The organism is Gluconobacter sp. P1C6_b, from assembly GCF_018811945.1.
Classification (GTDB): Bacteria; Pseudomonadota; Alphaproteobacteria; order Acetobacterales; family Acetobacteraceae; genus Gluconobacter.
This window is the reverse complement of record NZ_JACRVU010000001.1, coordinates 1-24,037: the sequence shown is the minus strand read 5'-3', so window position 1 is coordinate 24,037 and position 24,037 is coordinate 1. Positions and strand designations below refer to the sequence as shown.

Sequence of the window (24,037 nt, the reverse complement as noted above, 5' to 3'; positions counted from 1 at the left end):
GAAATATCCTGTCAGGCTGATTTGGTAATCATGACCCGTGCCAGCTGCTGGATCTCGGTCTGCAACGCAGTTTTCAGGGCGTTGACGGCCTGCGTTGTCTGCGTGGAGGCATTGACCTGTTGCTGGGCGAGCTTCTGCATCAGGCTGGATGTCACTTTCTGGGTGTCCATTCCGGCCAGGGACTGCAGCAGGCTCAGGGTCTTCTGGTAGGCACTGGCATATGCCGTCCCCGATCCCAGCTGGGTCTTTGCCAGAGACAGATAGGTGGAGGCATCGCTCTGAATCCGCGACAGCGCATCGTAATCTCCACCCTTTGCCGCCCGGTAATCCGACTGGAGGTTGTCGTTCGCAACCTGATACTGATCCTGTGAGGACAGCGGAGAAGCATCTGACGTCAAAAGCCCCTGGGCATAGCTGGACAGATTCGAGAAGACCGATGCGACAGACTGGTCGGCCTGCGACAGGTATTCTTTCTGCTGGGCCAGACTGGTACCCTGATAGGACGCTTGAATCTGAAGGCGTTCTGCAGCCAGAGTTTTTTGCAGATCCGTCATTTGCGCCTGATAGGTCGCATTATCGGCGTAACTATCGCCCAGATAAGACTGCCAGCTGTCTTTCAGCTGCTGGACCTGCTGATCGGCCGAAACCTGCTGATTAAGCAGCGCGGCTCCCTCATCATCGCCCGTGGCTGTCAGATAGCGTGCCTGCACGGACTGCTCCGACTGGGCCAGTTTCGTGGTCTCAGCATCGATCATCTGCTTCGCAATGGCGTTGCCTTTATCCAACAGGACCTGAGCGTCCATCCCATAGGCTGCGGCGTCGCGGGCTGCATTCTGATAACTGCGCTGGAGATCTTCCACCTGAGACGTCAAACTCTCAGAGCCGCTATCGGTAATGTCGAGCAGGCCTTTTAACGTGCTGATTTCGTTACTCAGAGCAGATGTGGAAATGGATTTACCATCCAGACCCGACAACATGGTGGCGAGATCGCCCGTATAGCCATCAAGATGGCCGACCGTGATCTTCGTTGCGCTATCAAATTTCGTGACATGCACACCGAGATTATCCAGCGCATCGGCTGTCTGCTTGAGGGATGACAGAGTGCTTTCGTAGCTCTCGACGCTATCAAAGCTGGACGGCAATCCGCCCTGCAGTGCCTTGTTGAACGTATCATCGCTGCTGGTGAGATCCACATTCCCCAGCAGTTCAGCCAGCGTCTTTGTGCTTTTGTGCTTACCCTTATGATAATGCCCGACGTCACCATAACTGCCATCGGAGACTGAAATCCCGAGGTCACCATAGGTGCCGTTGAGGTCATCAAGCTGACCTTGCAAGCCTGCCGTCACGTCGTCGCTGGCGTGCTTGGTGCGCGTGCTGCCGATCGAAAGCTGTCCGCCTGATCCTTGTACGCTATCGTAAACATAATGGGTCTTGGAGAAGAGGCCGCCGAGCAGGCCGCCGAGACCACCGCCAATGACGCCACCCAGCATGGTGCCGATCACCGGAATAAATGAACCTGCAACAGCACCCGCTGCTGCACCTAAGCCACTTCCGATAAGACCATTCGTCTGTGACCCGCCACCGATTCCTGACAGTGCCGATCCGATCCCAAAACCGCCACCGATGCCGCCGAGGAGGTTGCCCACCGTGGCCGTGCCGAACAGGTTGGTCTTGAGGCCAGAAGACAACCAGGACGTGGAACCGCCAGATCCGCCCGTTGCTGTCAGGGGATTCCATCCCCAGCCACCCGTGTCTGTACTGATCGCAGCCGCGCCAGAGCTGATTGAAGACGACGAGCCACCAGACAGAATGGAAGAGACATCGCCCAGTGTCGTCCGGCTCTTGCCATCGATCGCGCTCAGGAGCGGATTGATCAGCGCCAGCTTGACGATCACGGAGATCAGCTGGCTTTCCACACCCTGCATGGCAGACTTGAACGTCACCCCGCCATTGGAGGCGTTGACCAGAGCCTGCGTGAAGCTGCTCGACAGCGTGTCGGCTGCCGAGGAGATATCGCTGGTCAGTTCATTCAGCGTGTCCTGCTGATGCTGATAGGCGTTCGTGGCCGTCTGGATCGCTGCGACGTTCTCCAGATCGGTCTGCGATGCTTTAGACGTCAGATCTTTGCCGTTCTTCAGGAGTTCATTTCGTTCTCTAAGAACCGCCATCTGAACGGAAACAGCATCGGAATCCTGTCCGAGCGCAGCCGTCTCCGCCTTGATGTAATCCAGATCGAGGCTCTGGCCGTAAAGCTTCCCAGCAGTAGCAAGGTCACCCTGAACTTCCGCTGCACGCTTCATCGCATCAGTTTTTTCCTGAATCTGCCTGGTCTGTTCCTTATCCTTGGGAAGAGATGTGTCCTGAACGCTTTGATAGGCCTCCACAGAGCGCAGATAATCGTCCAGGCTCCCTTTGCTGGCATCATATCCCTTAAGAACATTCTCCTGGGCCGCAGTCTTGCGGTTCATGGCCTCGATGCTGCTGTTAAACTCGCCCGTCAGGACCTGCTGCTCGTTGGCTTCCGCCTCCAGAACCTGCGCTGCCGTTGCATGGGACTGCCCCATCTTGCGAGCGGCTTCCTCGACCTGCTGATCCACCTGGACCATGGCCTTCTGCGCGGCCGTACCAGCCCAGGCGGCATCCGTTGCCTGCTGCTGCTGATGAGCCAGTTCCTGAAGCGGATCCCGCAGGTCATTCAGTACGCCTTTATGCGCCATCAGCCGTTCGGTCAGAGCCTGCGTTCTCGCCGCATAATCCGCGTCCGTGACCACGCCCGCCTTGTGCAGCGTATCCAGCGCCTCCTGGGCAGAGGTCAGCTGCTTGATGGCGTTGGTCTGTTCTTCGTACTTCGCATTTGTCGAGTCATCTGACGTCTTTGTCGCGTCATCGACCTTCCCCTGCATCGTGGCGATGGTGGTGGCACCATACATCTGGCCGCCCGTAACCTTCTGGGCATAGTCCTGCACGGACTGAGGGACTGCGCCTTGTCCTTGCAGGTATTTGTCGACGTTCCCTTCGCCCCAGTTATAGGCCATGGCGACAAGCTGCTCATTGCCGCCGTATTTGGAATAGAGCCGGACCAAAAGACGCTCGGCCGCCGTGACGTTGCCGGTCGGATCCGTCAGGTCATTGCCGGCCGCATTGGACGGCATGACCTGCATGCCACCGATCGCCCCAGCCGAGGACATCACGACCGCGCCCGTGCGATCATACTGCCCCGTCGCACTTTCGACCGGCTGGATCCGGTGCGCCAGGGAGATAACGTCCGAGTTCGCGCCGATCTGCTGGCCGACCGTATCGATCAGCCCCGACATGCCCGAACTGGTGCCCTGCTGGATCTGCTGTTGCTGGGCCTCATAGGCGACATGGGCGGGCTGGAAACTGTCCATCCAGCCCTTGAGTTCTTTGACCTTGTTGATCAGGCCCGTCAGGCCGTCGATGCTTTTGGTGGCCTGCGAGACCAGGAAGTCCCCGATCTTGTTGCCGTAATTTTCGACCCCTTCCATCGGACCGGCCCAGGCATCCTTGAGATTGCGAACCGCCTGCTGAAAGGGTGTCAGTCCCTGATCGACCGCGCCGCGCGTGGCCGATTCAAGCTGTCCCATCAGAAGCTGCCAGGCTTCCATCCGGTTGCCGCTGTCCTGAAGATCCTTGACCTGACTGACCAGCCCCTGATGCACGCCCAGCAGCCCTTTATCGGCAAAGTCCTGCGCCGCCTTGGCAGGATCGGCATAGGCGCCCGCCATTTCCTTGGCAGCTGCCGGGACTGTTTCTCCCATGACTTCCGCCAGATCCCGCGCTTCCTGCGTCAGAGACGCCAGGCTGGAACTGTCGACCGTGGGCACGGCCGCAAAGGTCGTGGTCACGCTGCGACTGTCATCGAGCGACAGGCCGCTGCTGGCGGAAAGCTGGCGAGAGGCGGATTCCGCCGCGCTGGCCATGGCAGTGTAATCGTCACGGGTAGCCCGCAGGTGCTGAGACAGCGTCGCCAGCTGTTCCTGTTCGGCCTCGGCCGAGGATCCGACCTTGTAGACGGCCGCAGCAGCTGCCGCGCCCGCCAGCGCCAGACCGGCCGGTCCGATCAGAAAGCCCGTGACGGTCTCGATCGTGCTGCCGAACCCACCCATGACCTGGACCATGTTCGGCACCTGGTAAAAGGCGGCCTGGAACGCGGATCCGCCCGCCATGATCTGATCGAAGAATTTGTGTGCTTCGTCCGCCAGGATACCCATCTGCTGGCTGGAAAGACGTGCGGTCTCTGTCGTCTCGGCCACAGCGACCGTGGCGCCCTTCGACGCTTGCACGGCCGCTTCATGGGCCTGCGTCAGTTTCTGGACCTTGGCGGCCTGTGCATCGATTGTGCGAGCTGCCTCGGCCTGCGTGATCTCACCACGGCGCACGCCGTCAGACACAGTCTGCTGGACTTCGGCCAGCTTGTTCTGCGCATTCTGCAGGGCATTGGCCGACTTTGTGACAGTATCGAGGGAGTTGACCCATCCCGTAGCACTTTTGGTGCTGCGCTGGATTTTTGCATCCGTGACCTCGACGCTGTCGGCGACCTTGTCCAGGCTATCCGCGACCGCATCGAGCGCAGCAGCATCAGCCTGAGCTGGTGATGCGATCTGGCTACGGTAGGAAACTTCGATCTCTTCAACCGTTGCCATGGTCGCGTTCCTTCAGAGGCGTTTTGTCAGGATCATTGCCGGATAGGTCAGGGCCGTTCCGGCGGCTCGGCTTTTGCTACGGCCCTTGCTACGCCGCAGGATGTAGGGAGCATTTTCCATCAGGCCGGAGGGAATGCTCACAAAGGCGCGGGCTGCGTTCACGGTCGGGAATTTGCGCTGCACCAGCTTGCGCACGGCATCGACGATGCCCGGAGGCACAGACATGTTCTTCATCGCGCCCGTATCGATCTTGCGCGCATAGGGTTGCGGGTTGACGATCATGACGGATGCGCCTTCTGGAATGTCCGCCACGTCCTGCGTCCAGGGCTTGCCGTCGACGACAACCATCCAGCTGTCGCGATAGCGGCCCGATCGTACCGGAGAGCGATCCCTGCACAGCTGAAGCGCAGCCTTGGCCGCCAGCCCCATGACGTTGAACTTGTAGAGAATGAAGCCGTCCGGCCGCACGTCCGTTTCTGGCACGCCCTGTCGACCATCCACGATCGTGAGCCAGTGGGGCGGCGCATCTCCGCTCTGGACAGCCTGATCCCGCATCTTGATGGCCACAGCCGCCAGCCGTGCGGATTGCGCAGCCGGAGACAGTGCCTGATCGCGGAACAGGCGGATATTGCGAGCCACGCTGCGCGCAGACGCCATGTCATTTCCTCATGAGGGTCTGGATGTCCTGAGTGATCGCGTTGTTGCGATGCTGCAGGAAGACGGCATCAAGGGCGCGGATCAGGTCATGGACGTAAACCCGTTCCTCGTCCGTCACGCGGTTGGCCTCACACCAGCGATCGATCGCCAGCCAGGAGATTGGTCCCGGCCGTGAGACGACGCGGATCATCCCCATCGATGCGCCGAGCCCGTCTGTGATCCAGACGCGGTCATGCTGGAGCTCATGCCACGCCCGCCAGGGGACTTCGTTCCAGGGATCGGGAAGGACCCGGTATTGCAGGGCCGTTTCCCGCAGTTCGGGGAGTTCATTCTCCCCGGTAAAGGCACCCCATTCCAGTTCCCACTGGAGTGCTGCAATCAGTTTCCCGCTGCGGCCTTGGCCTGTTCGGCGCGGTCACTGCCAACGCGGCCAGCCGCCATAATGGCCAGCGTGGTCAGAGCCGGGTAGTTGCCGCTTTCCAGCATGCTGCGGAAATCCTCGACAGAAACCGGCTGATCATCAGCTCCATCCAGACCCCGCACACCCTGGACGCATTCACGGGCAATCGCCTTGCCCTGACAGACATCGTCTGTGGTCGGTGGCAGCGCGTCGGGCGCGTAGAAGCCGGCACCGGCACGCTGAGTGCGGTTCAGATCGCGGGCGGCTTCGAGACGCAGCGCATAGAGCGTGTCACGATAGGCCGGTGTGAAGCCGCGCGTGGTGATGAAGAAGGTGCTGCCTTCCGGGCCGACTTCGATTTCCTCGCCTTCGGAAACCCTGGCGAGATCGCGCGAAAAGGTAGAGAGCTTGGCCATGTTAATTTTTCCAGTCTGAAATGAGGGATAAAAAGCGCGGAGATCCGGGGATCAGCCGCCAGAAGGCGCGGCTGGAGGTGCCGCCGGGATGCGCTGGATCTTGAACGTGCCACCGCCAGCCTGCGGATTGCCCTCGATGTCGAAGGTGGCGACGATCGAGGTGTTCTTGCTGCCGGCATTGATGACCGGATTACGCAGCGCCGCATTCAGGAAGGTCAGGACATAGCTGTTGCCGTCCGCGTCCTTGACCGTAGTGACGATCGGACCCTGCGTGCCATTGGCCCAGACCTGATACATGTCCCAGGTCTTGAAGAAGATCTGCGCCGAGCCCGAAGCGAGGATCTGACCGACACGGATGCCACAGGCATCGGCATGTCCCATCCCATAATCCGAACCTGCGCCATCGCGGGCCAGCGTGATCTGGACCTGCTTGACGCAGCCATCCGGAGCCACGCCGTTCACGGTCATGCCGACGAAGTTGTCGACCGTGTTGAAGACACGACCCGTGGGCGCGTCGGTGTAGGTCGTGGCCGGATCGGCGTCCGCGAGCGTCTGCTGCTTGCAGGAGAAGTCAAAAGACGTCGACGCAAAGCTGCCCTGGGCAAAGGTCAGCTGCGCCTGGGTGCAGTAGCTGCCTGGACGCACCAGCCATTTGGCGTTCATCTTTTCGATGAGCGTCCAGGTCTTCACGACCGCCCCGTTCTGCACGACGTTGTCATCCCAGTCTGCGCCCAGCACGGCCGCCAGCATGTCGTCATAGGTACCGTAAGACAGCGCGCCCGACAGTGTGCCGGCCACGGAGGTCTGCGTCAGAACGGCCTGTGCGGCCTCGATATCGGCATTGATTTCGTCCGGACGCTGGGTCGTGTCTGTCTGCTTGAAGTTTTCACCCGTAAAGCGGGTGCGCTGGTAATTTCCTGTAGCCGCAACGCCGTAAGTTGGCTCCATGGCATAGGAAATGGCGGTATCGTTCGCCTGCGCGGCGGCCTGATAGCCCGCCGTGGCACCGGTAAAGACCATGTCTCACCTCATAAAAAAAGCCACCCGGAGGTGGCTGTGTCAGGAATTTCAAGACGCCGACAGGACCATGTCCTGGTAGCGATAATCCACCATCAAAGAGAAGCGGACCCAGTTGCCGGTCTGATCGTCGTCAGGCGGATCGAAGCCCTGATCGTCGTAGAACAGACCGGCAGGCAGCGGCGCGACCGGAACCCGAAACGCGACGGACAGAGCCTTGCGTTTCGTAATGGCGTCGATCGCGCCCGTTCCGCGCCGCACCATCAGGTGCAGCCAGATCTGGCCGGTTTCTTCGTCGACGATCTCACCCACGCCCAGACGTCCGGAGGAGGCGCTCGCCGTCTCGAAATAGACCCATGGACTGCTGTTCGTCTCTTGATCCTGTGCCAGTGCATCCTTGACCACCAGTCCCAGCGGCGTGGCGGCGGCCGTGGCGCGATCAAAGGCATCCTGCCAGACGACGGGTGAGGTCATGTTCCACCTGCTGCAATGAGTTTCCAGCCGCAGAGCTCGCTGCCGTCATAGACGGGTGCGGCATCTGTCAGCGCGTATTGGCGGCCACCATCCGTCAGGATGTCCGCGTTGGCGGGCTGTCCGTAGGCTGCTGCTGCCAGTTCGTCGTTCAGGGTTTCCGCCACGAAAGGCATGACGGATACGCCTGTTTCCAGTGCCGCCGTCGCAGGCGGCGCGGCATAGGCCATCAGTGTGACCGGTTTGGTCCCGCTCGGCCGTGTCAGCGTCATCAGCCGGCCTTTCCTGCGGATCTGCCGGCGACGGCAGGCTTCCTGATATCCCATTATCCTATCCCCGAAGACTGGTAGCGCTGGACCAGACCAGCCGCTTCAGGTGTCAGCCCGCCCAGGGTTGGATCTGGTGTGACCCAGCTGGTCGATCCGATGCCCTGAGCACTTTCTGACTTCAGGGCCGGGTCGCGACCTTCGGCATAATAGGACGCTGCTGCGACCCTTCGGATGGCAAGCTGGATCGGTCGGGGAATATTCCCGGGAAGCGCTGTGCCATCGTCCTGCGTGGCCGGTGGCTGGTATCCAGCCTGATAGGTGATCTCATAGCGGCCCGGTGGCCAGAACGGCCGTTCCGTATCGGGCCGGTAGATCTCGCCGCACTCATCCGCGATGACGAGGTCATCGACTTCGTCCTGCGACAGCGCTGTCCCGTTGCGGAGTATCCCCAGAACCTTCTGGACGGGGTAGGCCCCGACCAGAAGGGACAGTGTGCGTGGAAAATGAGGCACAAAGACCTGATCCTGCCAGGTCTGGGACAGGACCGGCCGGCCGATGAATGCCAGGACGACTTGCGTGGCATCCATAAGAAAGCGCTGAAGAGCCTGGTCAGACTGGGCATCCGTGATGCCCAGATCTGCCTTCAGGTCTTCCAGAGAGGCCAGAGGCACCAGTGCAGGAGCTGACCCGACGGAAATGCTTCTCACTGATCAGTCTCCTGCACTGGATCAGCCGCCAGCGGGTGCTGCGGTGCCCGTCTGGAGGGCCTTGATGGCGGCCCCAGGTGTCGGCATGCCCCCGCCGTAGCGGCCGTATCCGAAGAATGCCGTCTGCAAGGAGTCTGCGTAACGCTCATTGAGGCGGACGACGGACATGCCCTTCACGTTGCGGAACTTATAGTTCTTGAAGTTGCCGAACAGCATGGCCTTATTGCCGGCCGCGATGTCCGGCATGCTCTGGTTGATGTTCAGCGGAGAGCCCGCGAACGTGTCCGGTGCGCCCGCAGCGATGGACGGAGACCACAGCGGACGGCCTTCGTCATCCTTCAGCTTGCGCAGAGCCTTGAACGTCGTGTCGTTCAGCATGAACGAAGCGCCCTGACGATAGGCCGGATCCACGCTGTGCTGCAGGTCGAGGATGTCGTCATAGCCAATGGCGACGGTTGCCGTGGTTGCACCCACGCCAGCGGCCGTGCAGACACCCTGCGGCATGTTCGTTCCGGTGCCATTGGTCAGATCATCTGCCAGCGTGCGGCCGAAGCGCGTAGCCAGAGCAGTGCGCAGGAAGGCATCCAGATCCAGGAAGGAATCCTGCATCAGCGTCCAGGGCACCAGGACGGCATCCGTGGCATACAGATAGGCCAGGACGCTGGAGATCCCGAACTTCAGGTCGCTGGTGCCGATCGTGGTGTTCTCACCGATGATCTTGGCACGGGCTGCCGTGTCGTCATTGGTCGGCCAGGGCAGCGGTGCGCCAGTTGCGGTGGGAATCTCGTCGAACAGATCCAGTGCCGTGAAATAGGCCTTCAGGGCCACCAGCAGCTGATCAGCGAAGAGCGGGGGCACGAGGTAGCCGCCAGCCTGGCCGGTCTGGGTGCTCTGGGCAGCGCGGAACTCGGTCCCCAGTCGCGCCTGGTTCAGCGCGAACACACGGTCCTCTCCGGAGAGGTTGTCCATGCCGCCACGCAGCCAGGCACCGAAGACGCGGACTTCCTGCGTCTCACGGTCGCGCTGTTCATCAGCGCCACGGCCTTCGTGTTCGCCACGGGCAGCGATCTGGCCAGCCAGTTCTGCTTCGGCTGCCTCTGCGGCCTCGATGCGGTCGATCCGCGCCTTGAGCTCGTCAGCTTCGGCCATCATGGCATCGAACTGGGCGTTCTGTTCGGCAGTGACGGTTTCGCCGTTGATCGAAGCGCGGGCGTCAGAAATCAGCTTTGCACGCTTGGCGCGCAGTTCCTTGGAACGCATGGGTATTCCTGTTTTGCAATGAAAGGAGGACCTGCCGCGCTTCGTGCGCGGCATTCCAGAAAAGTCATGGCCTGATGCCACCTCGTCGGAAGGTCGGTCAGGGCATGGTCAGAGAGCGTTCTCGGCTTCGGCCAGACGGGCCATGCGCCGGCGTGAGGCGAGGGCGATTTCCCCGGCCTGCGCGAGCAGATCCTCAGGCGGCGGCTGAATTGCCCTGGCTGAGGGAGATCCACCCCCGGAGCGGTCATCATCGATGATGACGTCCGCCAGACCTGCATCCAGGGCCTCCTGGGCCGTAAACCAGGTCTCGGCATCCATTAGGGCCGAAATGTCATCGACGCTCTGGCCTGTCTTGCCTGAGTAGAGCGCTGCCATCTGGCCATCGATCTTGCCCATGACATCTGCCGTAGCCGTCATGTCGGCCTTGTTGCCGATCACAAGCCCCCAGGCATTGTGGATCATCATGAAGGCATTGGGCGCGATCGAGACCGTATCGCCGGCAAGGGCGATATAGGAGGCGGCCGAGGCGGCCAGGCCGTCGATGATGACGTTGACCGTGCCATCATGCTGCTTGAGCGACGAATAAATCGCGAGGCCATCGAAGACGTCACCGCCTGGGCTGTTGATGCGCAGATTGATCGGTCCGGGACCGACCTGCGCCAGCTGGGTGGCGAAATCCTTGGCTGTCACGCCCCAGAAGCCGATTTCGTCATAGAGCAGGATCTCGGCCGGCTGGCCGTCGGCCCGTGGCCGGCTACTCAGAGTCTGTGGAAGCCCTGCCTGCGTGAAGGCCAGCAGCGCCCGGTTCGAGAACCGGCCCGCCTGGGCATTGTAGCGTTTCATTCCTGTTGCCCTGGTGAAGGTTGAGGAACAGGCGCAGGCTTGTCTGGCCCTTTCGCCGCCTGTGTCGTCAACGGCACGTTGGTGCTGTTGATCAGCGGAATATCGCCGCCCTTCACGGGTGGACGATTTTTCTTCCGGCGTGCCTCGTTGATCGTGCTGACACCGCTGGAGATCTCGCTCTGCATGACCGTCGCGGTTTTCTCCGGATCCATGGAGAGCAGCCCATCGCGGTCAAATTCCACGAAAAGGCGCGTGTTGGAGAACAGCTTGTAGTTCAGCTCGCTTTCGATCCGGCGCAGGTCCGCATCGAGCGAGAAGATCAGATAAGCCAGCGTGTTCTCGGCCAGACCCGTTCCCCAAGACGACGTTTTGTCCGTCTCGTTCAGCAGATGCAGCGGTACGCCGAAAAAGCGCGATATGTCGGCCACCTGGTAACGTCTGGCCTCGATCGTTTGGAGATCCTGCGGCGACAGCTGAAAGGGCGTGTATTTCGACCCTTCATCCGCGATGACGGTCTTTCCCCAGTTGGCGACACCGGAATGGGCTTCCTGGAGCTGTCGTCTGAGACGACGAAACCCGTCATCCGACATCTTGCCCTGTACCTGCATGATGCCGCTCGGCATTGAGGCGTTCTGATGGACTCGGCCGGTGCGTTCTTCCATAGAGCGCGCCAGACCGACAGAGCCACGCGCAAAAGACTGGATCCGGGACAGACCCTTGATTCCGTCAAAGCCCGGACCGGGGATATGCAGCACGTCTTCCTGATGCAGCACCTCGCTGGTGCCATCATCATGGGTGCAGACGTAGAAGTTCACCCCGGCCTTGCCCGGCAGGCGCACCACCTGGACCTGCCAGGGCATGAAGGCTTCAAACCCGATGACCCGGCCAGCCCCATCATAGCGGATGGCGCTGTAGTGGTTGCCCCACAGCAGGACATTCACACCCCAGAGTTCCCGCCAGGAGAACGCCGTCAGAGAGCGGCCCGGAAATGGCGCGGTCTGAAGCAACGGAATCAGCCGGTGGTTCGGCAGCTCTTCGCGCTGGCCATCGTCAGAAAGCCGGTAAATCCTCAGGGGTAGGCCTGCGATGACGCCGGCTTCCAGAGTGACGCAGCGATAGACGGCCGAGCAGGCCATTGCCGTGCGCTCACTGGTGGGCGGAATCCAGTCATCACTGGTCCCCGGCAAGCCCAGAAACTCGCTCCAGTTGCCGATGTCAGACAGTGGCGTGCCGGGGTTTTCGAGGCTCTGGGCCAGAACAGGCTCTTTGCGCTCCGGGGGAGGACGCTGAGAGCCGCCGAAAATAGTATTCAGGAATCCCATAGATCCTCACGATCAAAAATGCTCTTCGATCCGGGCGGCTCCGGGTTTTTGGACATGCAGGCCACGGCATCAAACAACGCCATCAGGGGATCGATCTTCTTTCCGCCTGCCAGCTGCTTGGTGATCTCGATGTTGTTGCCTTTGGCCTGGGCTTTCGCATTGCCAACGGCCCAGGCCATGATCGGCCGGCCGCCATGGTGGAAAGACCCGTCCGCCAGCTTGCGCTCGAGGGTCTTGATCGGTCCGGTGAGCTTCCAGCCCTGGCTGACGCCGACAATCTGGCCTTCCTCGATCCCCTGCCGGCGCAGCTCGAAGACAATTTCCGCCACACCGGCCGGATCGAGGCCGATCAGCGCCAGCTTGCCCGACCGATTGAGATCTGCAGCGATTTCGCCCAGCTCGATGATGTCGTCCTGCATGACCTCGACCAGCACGAGATCATGCTGTTTCTCAAAATCGAGATAGCGAGGCGCTTCCTCTTTTCGGGTCTTCAGAACGTCGCGGAATACCCAGCTTCGCTGCCAGTGCAGCCAGTCGTCGGTCTCGGTATCGCAGCCCAGCACGGCCATGGACAGAAAGTCGTCCAGGCCACCGCCATCGATGCCCACGACCAGAACACTGGAGCGGCTGACCACGTCTTCCAGGGTGAGGGTGGGGTTTCCTCGCTGTTCCCAGTATTTCGCACCTGCCCAGGCCTTCTCTCGCAGGGAGAGCCCGACTTGGACGTTGAGGTGCTTGGCCATCCAGACGCGAAGCGGGCCTTCACCGGCTTCCTTCTGCTGGTCATACTGGCTGATCAGGAACTCAGTCCCGACCGATAGGCCGAGGTTCGGGTTGGTGACGTACCAGTAGTCCGGATCCTTGTGTTTCTCGGCCTCGATCAGCGCGGCCGGGAACTCGTAGATGACCGGGAAGAACTTCCTGTTCTGGATTTTCCCGTCACGGACGGAACGGGCATAGTCCAGCTTCGATTTGAAGACGCCGGCCGGCTCTTCCTCGGACTGGGTGGTCAAATAGATCACGAAACCTTCAGGGCGCGACGAGATGCCGCCCATGGCTTCCATGAGCATGTTCTCGCCTGTCGGCTTCTTGCCAAACTCCCAGAGTTCGTCGACGAGAATGCCGGTCGCCTTCTTGCCGACCACCGACTGGCCGTCAGCAGCCACGACTTTGAGCGTCGCCCCGGTCTGCCGATGGGTGATGATGCGGTTGTACTGCTGGACGTGAAAGATCGCGTCCAGATCCGGGTCATTCAGGACCATGTCCCTCGCTGGTTTGAAGGCGTTGTCGGCCGCTTCCTTGGTCGGTGCCAGGATCAGAAATTCAGCAGATCGACGCCAGTTCAGCACCAGCTGGGTCAACATGACGCCGGCCGCGATGGTCGATTTGGTGTTCTTCTTGCTGACCAGCAGGAAAAACTCGCTGATGTGCCGAACGCCGGTGTCCGGGTCGTAGGATCCGAAGAAGGATGCCGCGAAGTCCTTCAGCCAGGGCCGGCAGGACTCACCGATGGTTGGCTCGCCCATCACGTCGACGAGCTTCAGGGCATTGAAGACATCCATGCCCTGCTTGGCCGCTTCAGGAAAAAGCGGTGCGCAGGGGATCAGGCTTTCGCCGGCAAAAATGCGCTTTTCCCAGGCCGGACAGGCTGTCGACCAGGTGAGCGTGGTAACGGCAGCGCCAATGGCAGCAGCCTGCTTGACCGCTTTCCTGACCCCGGTCCGCTTTGGCGCAGTTTTCCGCGTTCGTGAGGTGGTTTTGACCGTCCCATCACTTGCCATTGTTCACCACGAGCTTTGGCTGATGCATGGGAGCAAAGCGGCCGGAGGACGCCGTTTCTGCCGCGTCCTTCAGCTGCTCTTTCTTGCCCTTTTTGCTGGCACCTTTGCCGCCCAGCAGTGCCACAGTCTGCGCAATCGTCTTGAGCGAATTGGCCCGGACCGGATGGCTAATGGCTTTCTGCATTGCCTCACGCCGGCGCGGGTTTTCGTCGTCCATCGTCTCGATTTCGATGGCTTCCGAGATCTCGCCATGGTGTGCGGTGATCTGCTCCAGTTCGTCGGTCATTCGCTCTGCCAGGCAGAGCAGACGGCCCTCGATGTCGTCCGGTATGGCTTCCGCGACGATTGGGGCGGCACGTTTTGGCGCAGCCGTCCCGGCGTGCGCATCGGTGCGCACTTTTGGAGCGCGGGTGCGCACCTTTTGCGCACCTGTTTTCTCCCATCCTTCGGACACAATGCGCTTGCGCAGGGTGCTTTCGGCAATCCCGAACTGCTTGGCAATCTGGCGGTTTGACAGCGTTCCCGCGCAGTAGGCGCTTGCAATCTCTCCCCAGTTTGCTGGCGGTTTCTTCGACATTCTGGACCGTCCTGCGCAGGATGGTGCGCACCTCATTTCGTAATTTCAGGAAAATTTTTCACGCGTGTGACTGGCGCGGTTACGCCCCCGGGGTCGGGCCGAAGATTTGCCCCACCCCCCTTAATCGGGACCGTTTCGGTCGCCTTTCGGGTCAAAAACGCGAGAAAATGGCGGTTTTYCGCCGTTTTTCACCAGTGATTTGCAGCGCGCTGCGCTTTGGCCCGCGCCGTCTTGGCCGTGTGGCACGAGCCGCAGAGCAGCTGGACGTTCGCGGGATCGAGCTTGGCGCCACCGTCCTTCAGCTCGACGATGTGATCGCCGAAGATCCGGCAGCCAGACCGGCCGCAGCCTTCGCAGACGCGTCCACGCTGCTTCAGGATGGTGCCCATCAGGGCGCGCCATTCCTTCGAGACGTAGAACGCGTCTGCGCGCTTGGGTGGTTCGCGGGCGATGCTGGTGTCCAGCACTGTCAGCCCGCTGTTGATGCAACGCAGCAGTGCCATGACACCCTTTCATCGTCAGTTCAGTTGGAGATCAAGACTTCGCCACGCTTACCCTGTGAAGAAGGATTGATGGAATAGTGCGCCAGGACGCTTTCAATCTCGAAAGACTTGAACGTCTCTCGGACTTCAGGTCGATCATTCAGAGAGAGAATGAACCGGCCTTGGATCGAGGCTAGAACGTCTGCCATCTGCTCAAACTGATCACGGCTGAAAGGTGCTCTGTAATCCGTTTCATTCCCCCAATATGGCGGGTCGAGATAGAACAGCGTTCCTGGCTTATCGTAGCGCTTGATGATGTCCTGCCAAGGCAGGCACTCGATCACCACGCGCGAAAGGCGGGCATGTACGTCTTCCAGGATCGGACCGAGCTTGGCGACGTCAAACCGTGCTGATGCGCTGGCAGTAACACCGAAGGCTGTCCACTTTGGGTTGCCGCCAAAGGCTGTGCGCTGGAGATACAGGAACCGGACGGCTCGCTCGAGATCCGTCAGGGTGTCGCGTTCTGCGCTTCGGAGTCGCTCGAAGTGCTCACGGCTGGTCACCTGCCAGCGCAGCATGTCCATCAGAGGCACATAATGCCGCTGCAGGATTCGGAACAGGTTGGCGATGTCACCATTCAGGTCATTAATGACCTCACACTTCGCCTGGAAAGGACGCCGCAGAAAAATGCCACCCATGCCCGAAAAAGGTTCGATATAGGCGACGTGCGGGACGTTCTGGATGCGAGCAATGACAGTCTTTGCCAGACTGCGTTTTCCACCCAGATAAGCCGCAACAGGACGCACTGGTGCGACAGGGATTAGACCCTGATTCGACTCCCTCATTCATTTACCCGATAAAAAGCCCCGCCACTGCAGTGGTCGGTGGGGCAGCTTCGCTGTGGGTGTTGGTAGCACCCGGATCAGCTGTGTATGCAGCTTATCCCCCACCACAGACTGCGTCCAATCAAATGGCGGGAAGCTGGTCAGGCCTTGGCGATGTCCAAGGGAACCTGAATGAACGCGCTGTCCGGCGATGCGCGTTCGTGGAACCGGATGTAGCTGCGCGACGCATTCACCTTCACCGCGTCGGTGATGGCCTGCATGGCGCGCTGCCATTCTTCATCATCGATCGAAAGCCGGCGCAGCCCAAGGATCTTGGACACGTTCAGCTTGCCTTCCTTGCCGACGTCAAAGGCATCGGTAACGACGGCGCGGATGTTGGCGTTGCCGCCTTCCGTCCAGCGTGTCAGGCAGCTGTCCACCAGTTCCTTGGCGATCTGAAGTTCAGGGCCGAACGTGATGGTGTCGCTGATGGCGATGGTCACGCGCTCGCAGCCATCATAGGTCGCCAGCGTAAGATTGCCCTTCGCGCCGCCTTTCTTGGCTCCATACTGCTCGGCCAGAAGATCCAGAAAGGCGCGAATGTCGCTGTCCGCGTCCTCACGAAACTGGCGCATGATCTCACGAATGGAGCGCGCACGTTCGAACAGCTTGCGCACCAGCTCGTCCTGCAGAAGGTCTTCAGGCTTCACGTTCGCCCGTGGCACCAGCCGTCCTGCGGAATCCTTCATGTAGTCGTCGGGATTGTGGTTCATGCCTGTTCTCGCTTGCGATCGGCTTCGATTGCGCGGGCGCGGCGCGCTTCAGCTGCTGCCCAGATCTTCATTCCAGGCATCCGCGCATGCTGCGCCGTGCGTTCGTAACGCTCGGCCGCCCGGGTCCAGAAATCGACATGCTCCGCCCGGATCTCGGCAGGCGTTTCAGGTCGGCGTCGGTATCGAGTGCTCACTTTGCTCTCCAATAATGGCCGACGCCGCCTTTTCATGAGGCGTCAGTCTTTCAGGTAATTGCCGCCACCGTCGCCTTCGCGGACGTGGGCGTATCTTGTCGTGGTCTTCAGGTCGGAATGTCCCAAAGTCTGCTGGACGACATGCGCGGGCGCGCCATTGTCCAAGGCGTGTGATGCGTGGGCGTGCCGGAACCAGTGCGCCGAGGCATCTGGCAATCCGGCACGCTTCGCCGCCCGCTTCACGAGGCGATGTGCAGCTCTCAAGTGAAGCGGGCTCCCATCGTGGCCGGGGACAACAGGCGTTTCAGGGCGCCAGTCGTCAGCTCTCACAGCCACGATCTCTTTCCACAGCTTTGCGGGCACAAGCACATGGCGTGTCTTGTTCCCCTTGCCGAACACGGAGGCCACGCCTCCCTGCTGACGCCGTGTCATATCTCGCCAGGTGAGGGCGCACATTTCAGAAATGCGCAGACCCATGAAGTAGAGAACTCGGAGCGCGACCCGCTTTCGTGGGCACGGCTCCTGGTCGATAATGCGCCGCACATCCTCTTCCGTGAGGATGCGCTCACTGAGACGATCCCGCCCGCGCTCGAGGCGCAGCGCTGCGCCAACGTCCACATCCAGAAAACCGACGCGGACCCCAAAGGCCAGAGCCGATTTGACGGAGGCCAGCTTTCGGCGGCGCGTGGCGTCCGATCCCTTGAGGCTGTCAAACCACCCTTGCAGGTCATCCAGCACCACATCCGCCAGCGCCTTGTCGGCCCACTGGCGAAAGGCATCCACGTCCGCACGATAGGCGCGGGCCGTGTTCGCGGAGCGGTTGTGAAGCCACATATTCACGAGGCGATCGTCATCAGAGATACGGGGCCTTTTCGCGGCCGTTGCTGGTGCCATGGGCCCAGTTCTCCGACAAGTCATTGAATTATAAAGGTTTCCGATCCTGCGGACACCCTGAAAAACCGTCAGATAACTGTAATTATCTGACGGGTTATGAACCCTTGCGGCGGGTTATCTGACACTCTGCCCAGGTGGGCCTGTCAGATAACTCCGGGTTATCGCGTCGCTTTTCGCGCCTGTCAGTCAGATGGCGAACCACCCTTCTTGCGCCCTCGGTCACCCAGTTTGGGACCGCGTGCCAGGACGGATTGATACAATCCTGGCTGACCAGCCTCAATCGCCTGGGCTTCGAGATCCCGGCATAGGCTGACAAGGATTTTTCGCATGGATGCGGGCGTAGCCTGCATGATGCGGCTATCCCAGCCGTTGCGATGCCAGCGATGATCTGTGCACCGGACGACTGTCGTCCCCAAAAGTTGGAGCGATTTTTCGCGGCGGCTGTCCCATAGCGAAACGTCCGCGCGATGAATGAATGTGCGGTTGAAGATGACGGGCACGCAAAGCGCCCGTTTTCCCTCGACCGCAAGCACAAGGAAGTGCTGCGCGCCGCGACGGCACACGTCGCCTGCGCTCGCAGGTGCGAGTGTCCGCATTTCTGATTCGCTTTTGGCAGGAAGGCGAAAACGCCAACAAAAAAGGCGTGGACCTTCAATGGTCACACGCCTCTGTAGAGCTTAGATGTTTACTGTCTGTTCCTGTTTCAGGTCAACAGGTTTTTAATGGATTTGGTTTCCTTCGTAGTAATCAGCCAACTGTTCGAGAAGCAATTCGACTGCTCCCGTCATGCCTTGACGGTTCTTTCCGTACAGTTCAGCGATTTTTGCAACAGACAATCCGTCCAAGACGAGTAGAACGAGCAAGTCAGACGCATATCGCCCCAATGTTCGCCTCACGCCCTCACAGCGCGTGACAGCTGCCGATCGCGCCAGCATCATGTCTTCCAGCGTGCCTTGACCGGTTGAGCGCCTTTCCGGGTCTGCTGCGCCCATAATGCCAGTCTCGAAATCACGCGCCCATCGTTGGGCACCGTCTACGTGGCGCTGCGTGATCGTTCCATTGCGGAGAAGACTGTAAAGTCCGACGCCGCGTCGGATGACTTCGATTGATGGTCTGTTTTTACCTAAGTCCAGTTCAGTAAAGGTGAAACGGTTATTCCAAGCCCCGACAAGCGGGACGATATCTTCTCTAACTTCTTCAGTAGCCTTGGAGGCAATAGTCATTTGCATTCCACGTCATGTGGGGTTGCGCTTACAAAAACGGCCGTTGTCGTCCCGGTTCGAGGTGAACCGCGCTAGACGGGCCTGAAGAGTGACAATCTCCAGGGCTTGATTCGCTACTGTCTTCGCCATGGTGTCAGCGCGCTGTTGCGCCTGGTCGCGTTCGAGACAGACAGTGTCGAATTCGGAATAGATGAGGCGGGCAAGAGCACGACGGAGCATCATGCGTCAGATCAAGCCCAGGGCAGCATTGCCGGTGAAGCCATGCTCGAAGACGAACCAAGCATAGGCGATTGAGCCGTTCTTCGCCTTCACGCCAGATCCTCCAGGTGGCATCGAGATGCGACGGCTTGAGACCCAGACACGGGCGAGCGGCTTATCCTGAAACCAAACCTTCTTTTTTATTCCCTCCAGGAAGGCGAGGCGCAAAAGAACGACGACACGATCGACCGTGTGAGACAGCGCTGTCTCAATGAATTCCCGCTCTTCCCCGCCGTAAGGAGGATTGCTGATCACGCTATCGGGCTTCATGGCTGCAAGCGTGATGCCGTAGTCACCAATGCGAAAACGTCCATCTGATCTGTCGATGAGATCACTTCCAATACACTTGCGAACACGGCTGCATGATGGATGCTTCGCCACAAGATCCGGTATCGTACCCTTACCGCAGCATGGGTCCATCACCTTTCCATGAAAGGGACGCTCGGCATCCAGCAGCGCTTCGACTGCCCACTGCTCTTCGACATACCAGTTGTGCTGCTGCCGTTCGTACCCTGAAGCCCTCACGCTGCCTGCTCCTGCGGGCGATGCCAGTCCAGATAGGCAGACCGATCGTAAGAGCACGGGGGAAGGTCATGGGCCTTCGCCAGATCTGGCCATGCTCGTTGCACGGCGGAGAAATCCCGTTTTTCGCGGAATGCCTCGTTCCAGACTTCCTGCGCCTTGGCAAAGGCGGCATGTGCCTGCTCCTCCCAGGCTTCCCGCACAACCGGCTCTGGCCTTTGCTCTGGAAGGACTGACACTCCTGCCTGATGATCGGCCCAGAACCGCTCGATCGGTTTACAGAACGCGCCCATTTTGTTGGCAGTATCGCCATTAAGGGCCATTTTCTCGGTATGCTGCTTTACAGCCTCGACCAGGACATCGGCCGGAAGGCCCTGCCGAAGGAAGCGACCGCAGATGCTCTTGGCAAACCCAGCCTGACCGTCTGGCAGGCGCCCGATCTTGAGGACACGGGCCACAGTCTGGGAGATCAGGCTCTCTGAAATCTCCAGAACCGGTTTGTCGGTTTGGGTTTCTGCCGGTTTCGTAGATTTAGAACTAGAAGGGGATATATCTTTCTCTGATTCTAGATCTACGGAAACCTCAAAACCGGTTTCAAAACCTAAACCCTCGGAAACCAAAACCTCTTTTGAAAACTGGTTTTGGTTTCCGGTTTCCGAATTCTTTCCACCGGTCACAGGCGTCAGCAGGCGCATTTCCCGCTGCTGGTTCGCTTCACGCTCCCGACGTTCCCGTGCCTGTTCTGCTGTCTCGCCCTTACGTGGACGACCGCCCCGAAACGCATTGGTGCGGGAGGTCATAGCCTTCACACTCGCACCAGGAGCGAATTCTCCGGCCTCCTGACGCGCCTGGAATTCTTCCAGCCTGCGCTGCTGCTCTGCACGGACTGCAGCACGCTCTGCACGCCGGATCTGCCGTTCCACGAGGTGTGGGCTGTAGAGCGCGCCGTCTTCGTCCCGAAGGATGAACCGCGTGACCTCAAGTTCCGGCAGGTTACGGCGCAACACCTCGACGTTCTCACACGCCATCTGCGCCACCTGAACGTCATCGAGCGCGCGACCGCCAACGCGGAACACCACGTCACGGGCAGATTTCAGGGCGTCCATCAGGGAATGGAAAACACCACGCAGTTCGGCGGGCAGAACCTTCAGAAAGGCCATGGCCGGAATGTCATCACGATCGAACGTGGCAGGGACCTGGAACGTCATGGCGTCCCTCCCGTCTTGATGCGGGCACGAACAGCGCGGAGACCATGGCTTACGGCCATCTGGAGCTTGCAGAGATCCGCTTCAAGTTCGATGGCCTCACCGTCATCGATGACGCCGTCCGCCATGATGCGCAGGGTGGTCGCCATTGTATCGCCTGACCGTTTGGCAACGGCTTCCATGCTTTGCGGGATATGCCCTTCACCGACATGGATCGGTACCAGGACATAACCGAGATGCTGGGCCATGACCGTGAGGATCAGCGGCTCCTGGGCAAACTCGTCCAGTGCTACAGCAACGTCGACCGGAATGACCGAGCTGCTATGCCGCTTCTGATACTCCGAGATCCGGGCGCGACTGACGCGGGACGCCTCGGCTGCAGGATCGACGCCACCGATGGCTTTGACGGCCATCTGGGTCGCTGTCTTGATACGGGAAAGCAGCGTCATGCGCGTCCTCCCATTGCCATGGCCGAGGACTCGCGTCCTCGACCACGATCGTCCATCCTGTGTTTGCAACAACAAACAGGAGACGATTCCGGTGACCATCGAAACAGATATCGACGAACTAAAAGCAGAATCCCGAGCAACCATTGAAGTGTTAAACACGCTCCTCTTCGTTTGCTTGAAGAACGTAAATAATCCTGTGAAATTTCTTGAGGATTTTCGTGTTGCTTCACAGGAAGATTGTAAAAGTCGCGCAAAGGTGGCTCAGGAAATTCTCCTAAGTGGCCGGGGGGATATTTATGCCCAGGTGGAAGACTTGAACGACGCGTACAAGCGGATCTCTGATGAGATGGTCGAGAAGATCTCGATAGGAGATTGATCGTCTCCTCGCATGTTCTCAGCCTTCTGGTCACTGAAAGGCCAGAAGATGCCGAGACAGCATCTTGCAGACAGCGATGTGAGCGCGACCTACGATTGAAAGGATGAAAAATGCTCATGCAGCTTTGCTGTCTGGAAAGAGGTCAGGGCGAAGTTGATCCACCGAAAAACCCGTCAATTTCGAAACTGGCTCAAGGTGTTTGCGCGGAACTCTCTCCCACTGCGAAACAGCCTGCGTTGTTACATTGCAGGCTGCTGCGATGTCCCTGACGGCATACCGTCGACTTCTGATCTGAGAAAGGATTTCCGTGCACATACGTCACCCTTACCGCCGGTAAGGTTTTTATGCAACAGAACTAAGAAGGCAGGACCGAAAAGCTCTGCCATGCCGGTCTCATGACTGATCGCAAGCCCTCTCGAAAAAATCCGCCGACTCCAGCTGCGATAGCGATGGGGAAGCGGATAAGAACACAACGAGAACATTTGGGGTTTACCCAAGCGGAACTTGCCGCCATGTTGGGCGTCAGCGAGAATGCCGTTACACAGTATGAATCCGGGCGTTCCTCGCCCAGGAGGGAGCGTGTCCCAGCGCTTTTGAAAATATTGGGTAAATCGATCAACTGGCTACTGACTGGTGAAGAGCCGGAAGAAGAGGTCAAGGCGCAGACTCGACAGGAACAGGCGATTCTCATTAAGGCCCGCCAACTGTCGCCTGAAAGCCAAGAAATCCTTCTTCGGATGATAGATGCGCTAAAAAAATAACTTACCGCCGGTAAGTTTTTCCTTGCTGTTAAACATTACCGCCGGTAATGCTTCTTCATCGCACCGACGCGATGGAGATCGATATGTCATTGCCCGCAGGTGAGACGCGCCAGTCTCACACAGTCATCAGTTTCGATGTTGCGAAAGCGCACCTCATCCTGCGCCGCAGCATGCCGGATAGCCTTCACAGCCTCTTAAAGCCGAAGCACGTTGCGTCTTCGGCTCCTGTCCCTGCCTTCGTCATGCTCGCCGAAGCTGATCACTGGGATCGGTCTGCGGATTATGCGGCCTGTCATCGTGACGCGATGCTGTCGAGCGGAATCCGGTGGGCGTTCGTCACGGCTTTTCGGGACATCGCCACGACATGGCGCTGCCGCGCTCCGTCCCGCCAGCTGACCCATGACATGGGAGCAGCCGCATGATGCGCCAGCTTCATCCCCTCCTGCGTGGTCATACGGACCAGTCTTTCGCCGAGTTCCTGTCCGATCGCCCGGTCGCAGTCCAGATGAAGGCGCGTGAGCGCCGCGTGTGCCTGGTCCATGCCCGTCAGCGGGCAGAAGACGCGCCCAATGCGGGCATTGCTGCGGCCTACACTAAGACAGCCGAGGCCGTCGAAGAAGAGCTGGTGCAGCTGCTCCACGCTACGCGCCCCGCAGATCCGGTGCCCTTTCCGGAACCGCCTGCTTCGTCTGGCCCGCAGACCCTGGAAGATCTGCTCGAGCGTTCAGCGCCACAGCCCCGCAATCTGCGGATCTCGAACTTCCTGCGCTTCTGCACGGACCTTTTCCCAGGAGGGCGCGATGTCCACTGAGATCATGGATGTGCTGGTTCCGTGCGGTCTGGTGATCACGCTGTACGGTGCCGGAATCATCACCGGGCTTGTGATCGCAAAGGCCGACGAATGGCTCCAGGGCTTCAGCCCAAAGGAGTCATCATGAGGACTTCATCCCGTTCGCCGGATCTCTTCCGCGTCACTCTGTTGGGGATGAGGCCCAATCCCCGACGTGATCAGGGCTTTGCCGAATACCGGGACGCCGAACGCCGCGCCAAAGAAGACACGCGCCGCACGATCTGCGCCCACGACATATATCTCGGCAGCCGTCTGGTCGCCACCGTCAGCGCCCCGTCTTTCGCCGGGAAGATCTCGGTGGACCTGACGGACTTCGGGAGCCGTTACGCATGAGCGAGCGCACAGACACGGAACGGCTCGATTGGTTTGATCAGAACTGCGCGCGAGCCCGGTCAAGATGGAATGATTCCACCAAAGGTGTGGAGTGGGACGTCCGAGGCGGTAATTGGCGCGCTTCATTCCGCGCCGCCATCGAGGCAGCTATGGACGCGGAGGAACGGGGATGAGTGAAGCGCTTTTGCCAGTAAAACTGCTTCGCGTGACTACCGTAGCGGAACGATGGGATGTCTCGAAACAGTCTGTTCATAATCTGATTCGGTCGGGGAAGTTGAGGTGGTCCCGTCCGTTCGGACAGTTTTGCGGGCTTGATAAGCTATACCCGGTTGTTGTTATGCCGCCCTTCTGACGGCGTTGCTGTTGGCCATCTGGTCCGGGGTTAACCCCGGACCAGATGGCGTCGGCACGTCATGATACGCCTCATCGGGCGTACGTCCAGCCAGCGCCGTATGCGGACGCCTTTCGTTATAATGGGCGATCCATCTGCCAAGCCCGGCCCTCAGCTC

At 59.8% G+C, this 24,037-nt stretch carries 30 protein-coding genes; 6 read left to right on the top strand and 24 right to left on the bottom strand.

Annotated elements, in window-relative coordinates; all coding sequences use genetic code 11:
• Positions 1 to 11 precede the first annotated feature (11 nt).
• The 23 genes from KP701_RS00155 to KP701_RS00045 form a co-directional block, all read right to left on the bottom strand.
• Positions 12 to 4,664 (bottom strand): phage tail length tape measure family protein, encoded by a 4,653-nt coding sequence (locus KP701_RS00155; protein ID WP_215745178.1) that lies wholly within the window; start codon positions 4,662 to 4,664, stop codon positions 12 to 14.
• Between the two features lie 12 nt (positions 4,665 to 4,676).
• Positions 4,677 to 5,321, bottom strand: a complete 645-nt coding sequence (locus tag KP701_RS00150) for a hypothetical protein (RefSeq protein ID WP_215745177.1) — start codon at positions 5,319 to 5,321, stop codon at positions 4,677 to 4,679.
• Position 5,322: 1 nt separating this feature from the next.
• Positions 5,323 to 5,517: a hypothetical protein gene (locus tag KP701_RS00145; protein WP_215745176.1), complete on the bottom strand. Its 195-nt coding sequence runs from the start codon at positions 5,515 to 5,517 to the stop codon at positions 5,323 to 5,325.
• Positions 5,518 to 5,699: 182 nt separating this feature from the next.
• On the bottom strand, positions 5,700 to 6,137 hold the full coding sequence (locus KP701_RS00140) for a hypothetical protein (RefSeq protein ID WP_215745175.1): 438 nt from the start codon (positions 6,135 to 6,137) through the stop codon (positions 5,700 to 5,702).
• Between the two features lie 51 nt (positions 6,138 to 6,188).
• On the bottom strand, positions 6,189 to 7,157 hold the full coding sequence (locus KP701_RS00135; protein ID WP_252345300.1) for a phage tail tube protein: 969 nt from the start codon (positions 7,155 to 7,157) through the stop codon (positions 6,189 to 6,191).
• 48 nt (positions 7,158 to 7,205) lie between these two features.
• Positions 7,206 to 7,628: a hypothetical protein gene (locus KP701_RS00130; RefSeq protein WP_215745174.1), complete on the bottom strand. Its 423-nt coding sequence runs from the start codon at positions 7,626 to 7,628 to the stop codon at positions 7,206 to 7,208.
• Positions 7,625 to 7,897 carry a hypothetical protein gene (locus KP701_RS00125; RefSeq protein WP_371818852.1) on the bottom strand — a complete coding sequence of 91 codons (273 nt, stop codon included), beginning with the start codon at positions 7,895 to 7,897 and terminating at the stop codon, positions 7,625 to 7,627. Before KP701_RS00125 ends, KP701_RS00130 begins: the two co-directional genes overlap by 4 nt.
• Positions 7,898 to 7,950: 53 nt before the next feature.
• Positions 7,951 to 8,601: a phage head-tail connector protein gene (locus KP701_RS00120; protein ID WP_215745172.1), complete on the bottom strand. Its 651-nt coding sequence runs from the start codon at positions 8,599 to 8,601 to the stop codon at positions 7,951 to 7,953.
• A 21-nt stretch (positions 8,602 to 8,622) separates the two neighbouring features.
• Positions 8,623 to 9,861, bottom strand: a complete 1,239-nt coding sequence (locus KP701_RS00115) for a phage major capsid protein (RefSeq protein WP_252345299.1) — start codon at positions 9,859 to 9,861, stop codon at positions 8,623 to 8,625.
• A gap of 108 nt (positions 9,862 to 9,969) precedes the next feature.
• Positions 9,970 to 10,704, bottom strand: a complete 735-nt coding sequence (locus KP701_RS00110) for a head maturation protease, ClpP-related (protein ID WP_215745170.1) — start codon at positions 10,702 to 10,704, stop codon at positions 9,970 to 9,972.
• Entirely contained in the window at positions 10,701 to 12,026 is a 1,326-nt protein-coding gene (locus KP701_RS00105) for a phage portal protein (RefSeq protein ID WP_215745169.1), read from the bottom strand. The genes KP701_RS00110 and KP701_RS00105 overlap by 4 nt, the downstream gene beginning before the upstream one ends.
• Positions 12,014 to 13,588, bottom strand: coding sequence for a terminase large subunit (locus tag KP701_RS00100; RefSeq protein ID WP_252345298.1), 1,575 nt, complete (start codon positions 13,586 to 13,588; stop codon positions 12,014 to 12,016). The genes KP701_RS00105 and KP701_RS00100 overlap by 13 nt, the downstream gene beginning before the upstream one ends.
• 208 nt (positions 13,589 to 13,796) lie before the next feature.
• Positions 13,797 to 14,384, bottom strand: coding sequence for a terminase (locus tag KP701_RS00095; protein ID WP_215745167.1), 588 nt, complete (start codon positions 14,382 to 14,384; stop codon positions 13,797 to 13,799).
• Between the two features lie 188 nt (positions 14,385 to 14,572).
• Positions 14,573 to 14,887 (bottom strand): HNH endonuclease signature motif containing protein, encoded by a 315-nt coding sequence (locus KP701_RS00090; protein ID WP_215745166.1) that lies wholly within the window; start codon positions 14,885 to 14,887, stop codon positions 14,573 to 14,575.
• Between the two features lie 20 nt (positions 14,888 to 14,907).
• Positions 14,908 to 15,711: a DNA adenine methylase gene (locus tag KP701_RS00085; protein ID WP_215745165.1), complete on the bottom strand. Its 804-nt coding sequence runs from the start codon at positions 15,709 to 15,711 to the stop codon at positions 14,908 to 14,910.
• Positions 15,712 to 15,851: 140 nt separating this feature from the next.
• Positions 15,852 to 16,463: a DUF3164 family protein gene (locus KP701_RS00080; RefSeq protein ID WP_215745164.1), complete on the bottom strand. Its 612-nt coding sequence runs from the start codon at positions 16,461 to 16,463 to the stop codon at positions 15,852 to 15,854.
• A complete protein-coding gene (locus KP701_RS00075; RefSeq protein ID WP_211506242.1) occupies positions 16,460 to 16,657 on the bottom strand; it encodes a hypothetical protein in 198 nt (65 codons plus the stop codon). Before KP701_RS00075 ends, KP701_RS00080 begins: the two co-directional genes overlap by 4 nt.
• Positions 16,658 to 16,699: 42 nt before the next feature.
• A complete protein-coding gene (locus tag KP701_RS00070; RefSeq protein ID WP_215745163.1) occupies positions 16,700 to 17,551 on the bottom strand; it encodes a tyrosine-type recombinase/integrase in 852 nt (283 codons plus the stop codon).
• 182 nt (positions 17,552 to 17,733) lie between these two features.
• Positions 17,734 to 18,147: a hypothetical protein gene (locus KP701_RS00065; protein WP_252345296.1), complete on the bottom strand. Its 414-nt coding sequence runs from the start codon at positions 18,145 to 18,147 to the stop codon at positions 17,734 to 17,736.
• Between the two features lie 123 nt (positions 18,148 to 18,270).
• A complete protein-coding gene (locus tag KP701_RS00060; RefSeq protein ID WP_215745161.1) occupies positions 18,271 to 18,774 on the bottom strand; it encodes a hypothetical protein in 504 nt (167 codons plus the stop codon).
• 225 nt (positions 18,775 to 18,999) lie between these two features.
• Entirely contained in the window at positions 19,000 to 19,557 is a 558-nt protein-coding gene (locus KP701_RS00055) for a hypothetical protein (RefSeq protein WP_215745160.1), read from the bottom strand.
• Positions 19,554 to 20,762 (bottom strand): hypothetical protein, encoded by a 1,209-nt coding sequence (locus KP701_RS00050; protein ID WP_215745159.1) that lies wholly within the window; start codon positions 20,760 to 20,762, stop codon positions 19,554 to 19,556. The genes KP701_RS00055 and KP701_RS00050 overlap by 4 nt, the downstream gene beginning before the upstream one ends.
• Positions 20,759 to 21,208 carry a hypothetical protein gene (locus KP701_RS00045; RefSeq protein WP_215745158.1) on the bottom strand — a complete coding sequence of 150 codons (450 nt, stop codon included), beginning with the start codon at positions 21,206 to 21,208 and terminating at the stop codon, positions 20,759 to 20,761. Before KP701_RS00045 ends, KP701_RS00050 begins: the two co-directional genes overlap by 4 nt.
• 91 nt (positions 21,209 to 21,299) lie before the next feature.
• Here KP701_RS00045 and KP701_RS00040 point away from each other — a divergent pair, with 91 nt between their 5' ends.
• The 6 genes from KP701_RS00040 (at position 21,300) to KP701_RS00010 (ending at position 23,528) form a co-directional block, all read left to right on the top strand.
• Entirely contained in the window at positions 21,300 to 21,584 is a 285-nt protein-coding gene (locus KP701_RS00040; RefSeq protein ID WP_215745157.1) for a hypothetical protein, read from the top strand.
• Between the two features lie 395 nt (positions 21,585 to 21,979).
• A complete protein-coding gene (locus KP701_RS00030) occupies positions 21,980 to 22,345 on the top strand; it encodes a helix-turn-helix domain-containing protein (RefSeq protein ID WP_063904155.1) in 366 nt (121 codons plus the stop codon).
• 83 nt (positions 22,346 to 22,428) lie between these two features.
• Positions 22,429 to 22,767: a hypothetical protein gene (locus tag KP701_RS00025; RefSeq protein WP_215745155.1), complete on the top strand. Its 339-nt coding sequence runs from the start codon at positions 22,429 to 22,431 to the stop codon at positions 22,765 to 22,767.
• Positions 22,764 to 23,156 carry a hypothetical protein gene (locus tag KP701_RS00020; protein ID WP_215745154.1) on the top strand — a complete coding sequence of 131 codons (393 nt, stop codon included), beginning with the start codon at positions 22,764 to 22,766 and terminating at the stop codon, positions 23,154 to 23,156. Before KP701_RS00025 ends, KP701_RS00020 begins: the two co-directional genes overlap by 4 nt.
• On the top strand, positions 23,146 to 23,283 hold the full coding sequence (locus KP701_RS00015; protein ID WP_215745153.1) for a hypothetical protein: 138 nt from the start codon (positions 23,146 to 23,148) through the stop codon (positions 23,281 to 23,283). Before KP701_RS00020 ends, KP701_RS00015 begins: the two co-directional genes overlap by 11 nt.
• Entirely contained in the window at positions 23,280 to 23,528 is a 249-nt protein-coding gene (locus KP701_RS00010) for a hypothetical protein (protein WP_215745152.1), read from the top strand. Before KP701_RS00015 ends, KP701_RS00010 begins: the two co-directional genes overlap by 4 nt.
• A 335-nt stretch (positions 23,529 to 23,863) precedes the next feature.
• Here the strand turns inward: KP701_RS00010 and KP701_RS00005 are convergent.
• Positions 23,864 to 24,037 (bottom strand): integrase core domain-containing protein (locus KP701_RS00005; RefSeq protein ID WP_215745429.1); only part of this gene is annotated, 174 nt, incomplete at its 5' end.

Coding starts and splice junctions, on each gene's coding strand:
- KP701_RS00080 (WP_215745164.1), bottom strand. CDS start 16,463: ATGAACCACAATCCCGACGACTACATGAAGGATTCCGCAGGACGGCTG.
- KP701_RS00145 (WP_215745176.1), bottom strand. CDS start 5,517: ATGGGGATGATCCGCGTCGTCTCACGGCCGGGACCAATCTCCTGGCTG.
- KP701_RS00025 (WP_215745155.1), top strand. CDS start 22,429: ATGTCATTGCCCGCAGGTGAGACGCGCCAGTCTCACACAGTCATCAGT.
- KP701_RS00110 (WP_215745170.1), bottom strand. CDS start 10,704: ATGAAACGCTACAATGCCCAGGCGGGCCGGTTCTCGAACCGGGCGCTG.
- KP701_RS00135 (WP_252345300.1), bottom strand. CDS start 7,157: ATGGTCTTTACCGGTGCCACGGCGGGCTATCAGGCCGCCGCGCAGGCG.
- KP701_RS00060 (WP_215745161.1), bottom strand. CDS start 18,774: ATGACTATTGCCTCCAAGGCTACTGAAGAAGTTAGAGAAGATATCGTC.
- KP701_RS00085 (WP_215745165.1), bottom strand. CDS start 15,711: ATGAGGGAGTCGAATCAGGGTCTAATCCCTGTCGCACCAGTGCGTCCT.
- KP701_RS00010 (WP_215745152.1), top strand. CDS start 23,280: ATGAGGACTTCATCCCGTTCGCCGGATCTCTTCCGCGTCACTCTGTTG.
- KP701_RS00070 (WP_215745163.1), bottom strand. CDS start 17,551: ATGGCACCAGCAACGGCCGCGAAAAGGCCCCGTATCTCTGATGACGAT.
- KP701_RS00090 (WP_215745166.1), bottom strand. CDS start 14,887: ATGGCACTGCTGCGTTGCATCAACAGCGGGCTGACAGTGCTGGACACC.
- KP701_RS00105 (WP_215745169.1), bottom strand. CDS start 12,026: ATGGGATTCCTGAATACTATTTTCGGCGGCTCTCAGCGTCCTCCCCCG.
- KP701_RS00065 (WP_252345296.1), bottom strand. CDS start 18,147: ATGCGGACACTCGCACCTGCGAGCGCAGGCGACGTGTGCCGTCGCGGC.
- KP701_RS00125 (WP_371818852.1), bottom strand. CDS start 7,897: ATGACGCTGACACGGCCGAGCGGGACCAAACCGGTCACACTGATGGCC.
- KP701_RS00030 (WP_063904155.1), top strand. CDS start 21,980: ATGACTGATCGCAAGCCCTCTCGAAAAAATCCGCCGACTCCAGCTGCG.
- KP701_RS00155 (WP_215745178.1), bottom strand. CDS start 4,664: ATGGCAACGGTTGAAGAGATCGAAGTTTCCTACCGTAGCCAGATCGCA.
- KP701_RS00100 (WP_252345298.1), bottom strand. CDS start 13,588: ATGGATGTCTTCAATGCCCTGAAGCTCGTCGACGTGATGGGCGAGCCA.
- KP701_RS00150 (WP_215745177.1), bottom strand. CDS start 5,321: ATGGCGTCTGCGCGCAGCGTGGCTCGCAATATCCGCCTGTTCCGCGAT.
- KP701_RS00140 (WP_215745175.1), bottom strand. CDS start 6,137: ATGGCCAAGCTCTCTACCTTTTCGCGCGATCTCGCCAGGGTTTCCGAA.
- KP701_RS00095 (WP_215745167.1), bottom strand. CDS start 14,384: ATGTCGAAGAAACCGCCAGCAAACTGGGGAGAGATTGCAAGCGCCTAC.
- KP701_RS00020 (WP_215745154.1), top strand. CDS start 22,764: ATGATGCGCCAGCTTCATCCCCTCCTGCGTGGTCATACGGACCAGTCT.
- KP701_RS00015 (WP_215745153.1), top strand. CDS start 23,146: ATGTCCACTGAGATCATGGATGTGCTGGTTCCGTGCGGTCTGGTGATC.
- KP701_RS00050 (WP_215745159.1), bottom strand. CDS start 20,762: ATGACGTTCCAGGTCCCTGCCACGTTCGATCGTGATGACATTCCGGCC.
- KP701_RS00045 (WP_215745158.1), bottom strand. CDS start 21,208: ATGACGCTGCTTTCCCGTATCAAGACAGCGACCCAGATGGCCGTCAAA.
- KP701_RS00130 (WP_215745174.1), bottom strand. CDS start 7,628: ATGACCTCACCCGTCGTCTGGCAGGATGCCTTTGATCGCGCCACGGCC.
- KP701_RS00115 (WP_252345299.1), bottom strand. CDS start 9,861: ATGCGTTCCAAGGAACTGCGCGCCAAGCGTGCAAAGCTGATTTCTGAC.